The following is a 4116-nucleotide window of genomic DNA, read 5'->3' on the forward strand; positions in this document are numbered from 1 at the left end:
CAATAACTTCATGATCAACGCCGGAAGGAGGGCGGCGGGCCGGGCCGGGCCGGGCCGGGCCGGGCCGTTGGGCGCGGCGGGCCTCTGGGGCGCGGGTTTTAGTGGTTGGGGGGGATTACGCGGAGGTGGCCCCGGCGGCCGGTCTGGTGGGGGTTCTCGGGACGGTTCTGGTCCGGTTCCGGGGGGCGGGGGGCCGGGCGAGCGGCTTCGCGGACCGCTTCGGCCAGCGCGACCAGGTCGTCCGTGGTGGGCGGCGGCGGTTCGAACTCGCCCTCGTGCCGGACGACGTCCCAGCCCCGCGGCGCGGTCAGGCTGCGGGCGTGCGGCTCGCACAGGTCGTACGTGTGCGGCTCGGCGAATGCCGCCAGCGGCCCCACTACCGCTGTCGACTCGTTGTAGACATAGGTCAATGTGGCGACCGCTTGCCGGGGGCAGCCGTTACGGGAGCAGCGCCGTGGTGACCTCACGTGCGGCAGGGTATCTCCATTACCGGGTCCGGCGCATCGCTTCGCGTTGCGACACGCCCGTCATGGTGATCACAGTCGAACGTTCTCGGCGCGCCGCGCCACGGGAGCGGCGCTGCCGCTGACCAGCCCGACACGGGCGCTACCCTTTGCCTCATGACGAGCCCGGAACACCGCCGCCCCGCCTCTGGCCGGCGTGGGCATCGTGACCGGCACGGGCGCGGCCTGCGCGGGCGGCTGGTTCCGGCCACTGTGCCGCTGGCGCGGACCAAGGCCGAGGTCTTCGACGACCTGGTCCTGGACACCGTCGAGACGCTGGAGCGTCGGTTCGCCAAGGAGCTGGCCGGGGTCGAGTTCGCTGTCGAGGACGTCCCGCCGGACTTGAACGTCTACGACTCGGATGTGCTGGAGGACGGCGAGGTCCCGTTGGCCCGGCTGCTGCCCGGCCGCCCGGGCCGGCAGGAGGTGCCGCCGCGGATCGTGCTGTACCGGCGGCCCCTGGAGTTCCGGGCGATGGACCGTGAGGACCTCGCCGATCTCGTCCATGACGTGATCATCGAACAGGTGGCGAACCTTCTCGGGGTGGATCCGGACGAGCTCGCCTGAGCCGAGCCCGACGGGCCGACCGCGCGGGAAGCGGACGGTCGGGCGGCCCCCGCCGCCCCGACCTCAGGCCGCCCCCCGGCGGCCCCGCCCCTCACACCGCTGAGGCAACCTTCGCCTCGACTCCCGAATCACCGCAGGCGGCCCCTCGAACCACGCAGGCCTCTCACAACGCGCAGGCAGCCCCGCGCACCGCTCAGGCGGCCCGCCGCTTCAACTTGCGCCGCTCCCGCTCGGAGAGCCCACCCCAGATGCCAAACCGCTCGTCGTGACCCAGTGCGTATTCGAGGCACTCGGTCTTGACCTCGCAACGCGAGCAGATCCGCTTCGCCTCGCGGGTCGAGCCGCCCTTCTCGGGAAAGAACGCCTCGGGGTCGGTCTGCGAGCACAACGCCCGCTCCTGCCACTCCGGCGCGTTTCCGAGCAGGTCGGCCACCTCAAGCTGGCCGTCCATCAAATGCCTCCTTGTCGCGCACCGGCGTCATCGCCGCTGCAACCCCCCACGCGAAAGGCGTGCTTGTCCATCCCGTCCCGTTTTGTTGCGTTCCGCGCGAACAACCCCATTCAAATTACACGCGTGTAATGCGTGCGCCGTCAAGCCAAACTTGATAATGGAGTCGCCCTCCCGACACCCCCGGTCGGCCACTCGGGCCGTCCAGCCTCGCAACCTGCCCTATCGATTCAGACCCCGGCCGAGTAACGCCCTCTCCGGCGAGTTGCCCGACTTTTCTGCCGTGGCGCTTCTCCGACGAGTCGCTGAGCGGCCGGCACCAGAGACCGTCACCCCTAAGCTGATCTTGAATGGGGGACAGGTTAACGCGGTGCGGCGCAGACCGCCCGTCGAGCTGCGGACAGCACTCGCGCCCCGTCCACAATGTGGACGGGGCGCTGGGGTGAAACAGGTGCGTCGAGGTCAGCCGGCGGCCCCAAAACCGCTGCTCGGCCAGACAAACTCGGCCACCGCTCCACCATGGACAGTGATGGTGCCGGCAGACGTATGATCATCCCACCAGACGGTATAGATCCCGCTCGGCAGATCGGGATAGACCGCGCTGTGGAACGAGCCGTCGCGCACCAGGCGCTCACGCACCGCCGAGTGGACCCGCCGGTCGTCGTCGCGGCTGATCTCGATCTCCCGGCCGTGCAGATCCCGACCCGTGTAGACGATCAGGGCACCGGTCTCACCGCCCAGATCGAGGACGACGGTCCCCGTCTCCGTCGGCCCGTACGCGTGCTCGTGCATCCGCGCTCCCCGCCCCGGTCAGGACGCCGCCGACGGGTTGTTGAACCCGTCGTACGGCGTACCCAGGTAGGGGAAGTTTCCGAGGAACGGCGCTGTCACGTCGGCGGCGCTCAGCCCCGGGGTGACCGCGGCGGCCGCCGCGTCCGGGCGGAATGTCTTGTCCACCAACGGGACGGTGACCCCGGCGATGGCCCGCAGGGCGATGCTGACCACGTCGTCGCCGACCCGCCGCCCGTTCGGGAACCCGGCCAGGTCGCCGCCGAGCACCCCGAACCGGTCCGGGCGCCTGGTCGGCGGGATCGCGGTGTTCAGTCGCAGCATGTCGGCCTGCACGTCGCCTGTGGTGTTGGTGAAGCCGTCGATCAGCCCGGCCGGCACGCCGGTGAGCAGGATCGCCACCAGGTCGGCCCGGGCCTTCTTCGCCTTGGTGAGCTTGTCCAGGTTGGGGAAGACGTCCGGGTAGAGCGCCGGCAGCAACGCGGCCAGCTCGGGCTGCTCGACGAACTGCGCGAACCGCTTGTCCTCCGACGGCGGCAGCGAATTCCACAGGTCCTTCTTGGACATCGGCACGATGACCTCGTTGAACAGTGGGTTCCCCAACCGCGAGACCTGGGTGAACGGGCCGGTGCTGGTGTCCGCCGCGCCCCGGTCGCCGAGCACCCGCACCTGCCGGCGCGACGCCGACGTCCACACCCCGATCACCGAGGCCCGATCCGCGGCACCGTAGCGGTTGGCGCGCCGACGCACCCGCTCCAACGGCACCTGCACGGCGATGCTGTGCACGTTCATCCGGTCGGTGGCGTTGACCGGCTCCCCCTCGGCCTTGAAGATCTTCTTCCCCGCGACGTGCAGTTGCTGGAACGGCCGCAGCGTGCCGAGGTCGAAGATCGCCCCGAGGTCGACGAAGAACCCGTCGGCGCGTTGCCCGGCGAAGACCCGCTCCCCGGTGGAGAGCGAGTAGGTGGCCTGCCGCACCAGGTCGGCGTACTTCGGCGTGGACAGCGGACCGACGTTGCACGGCGGGCACTGCAGCTTGTGGGCCAGCCGGTGCTCGCGGCCGTCGGCCACCCGGGTCAGGCTGTAGAACTGCCGCCGGTTCCAGTTCTTGCTGTCCAGCGAATCGATCGGGCCGGTGTTGTAGAGAAAACTGTTCGGGTTGGTGATCTCGGTGGTGAATTCGAACCGGTAGGTGACATCCGGGCGACCGTCACCGTCGTTGTCGATATGGATCTCGTAGCGCACGTCGTCGCCGAACTCGAAGAAGTTCGGGCCCCCGGAGGGGAGCTGCAACGGCACGTAGTTGGCGATCAACGTGACCGTGTCGCGTTTGTCGGGGCTGACGAACGCGTACAGGTCGGAGCTGTCGGCGACCGGATCCTTGGCTATCTCCGGGGCCTCGCGGTGGGAAGACATGACGGACCAACCTCACTGGGCGGGGACAGGATGGCGGGGCGGAGGGTCGGGTCAGCGCCGGGCGGCGCGCCGCAGCCGGTCCGCCAGGCTGCGGTCGCGTACCTCGATGCGCGTCTCGCCGACGAAGACGTCCATCGTTCCGGAATCGGCGTCACGCAGGTGCACGACGATCGGTTCGTCGGCACGTCCGGCCGCTCCGGGGGCGTTCTGCGCGGCCGACAGGCCCGGCACGGTGAGCGCGGCGGCGCCGAGGGTGGCGCTCGCCGCGGCGGTCAACGTCTGCCGGCGGGTCAGTCGCGGCCACTGCCGCTTCCGCTGATCACTGGTCATGGGCAACCTTTCCGGCGGTGGCGCGAACGCGCCCGCGGAGACGGACGGGTCCGGTGCCGTCTC

General features: G+C 70.2%; 6 protein-coding genes. 1 reads left to right on the top strand and 5 read right to left on the bottom strand.

The window, feature by feature from the left end; genetic code table 11:
• Nucleotides 1-98: 98 nt before the first annotated feature.
• Nucleotides 99-467, bottom strand: a complete 369-nt coding sequence (locus AB0B48_RS32095; RefSeq protein ID WP_091394110.1) for a DUF3499 domain-containing protein — start codon at nt 465-467, stop codon at nt 99-101.
• A gap of 153 nt (nt 468-620) precedes the next feature.
• Between AB0B48_RS32095 and AB0B48_RS32100 the strand changes: the two genes are divergently transcribed.
• On the top strand, nt 621-1070 hold the full coding sequence (locus AB0B48_RS32100) for a metallopeptidase family protein (RefSeq protein ID WP_355005594.1): 450 nt from the start codon (nt 621-623) through the stop codon (nt 1068-1070).
• Between the two features lie 193 nt (nt 1071-1263).
• On the opposite strand, the gene AB0B48_RS32105 is transcribed toward AB0B48_RS32100, so the two are convergent.
• From AB0B48_RS32105 to AB0B48_RS32120, 4 genes are all read right to left on the bottom strand, one after another.
• The gene (locus AB0B48_RS32105; RefSeq protein ID WP_007455784.1) at nt 1264-1521 is read right to left on the bottom strand and encodes a WhiB family transcriptional regulator; all 258 of its coding nucleotides are present in this window, start codon (nt 1519-1521) and stop codon (nt 1264-1266) included.
• A gap of 459 nt (nt 1522-1980) precedes the next feature.
• Nucleotides 1981-2310, bottom strand: coding sequence for a phospholipase (locus AB0B48_RS32110; RefSeq protein ID WP_357208177.1), 330 nt, complete (start codon nt 2308-2310; stop codon nt 1981-1983).
• An 18-nt stretch (nt 2311-2328) separates the two neighbouring features.
• The gene (locus AB0B48_RS32115) at nt 2329-3723 is read right to left on the bottom strand and encodes a DUF4331 domain-containing protein (RefSeq protein WP_357208179.1); all 1395 of its coding nucleotides are present in this window, start codon (nt 3721-3723) and stop codon (nt 2329-2331) included.
• Nucleotides 3724-3774: 51 nt separating this feature from the next.
• Nucleotides 3775-4053 (bottom strand): hypothetical protein, encoded by a 279-nt coding sequence (locus tag AB0B48_RS32120; RefSeq protein ID WP_357208181.1) that lies wholly within the window; start codon nt 4051-4053, stop codon nt 3775-3777.
• Nucleotides 4054-4116 lie beyond the last annotated feature (63 nt).

The organism is Micromonospora sp. NPDC049089 (assembly GCF_040648775.1).
Lineage (GTDB): Bacteria > Actinomycetota > Actinomycetes > Mycobacteriales > Micromonosporaceae > Micromonospora.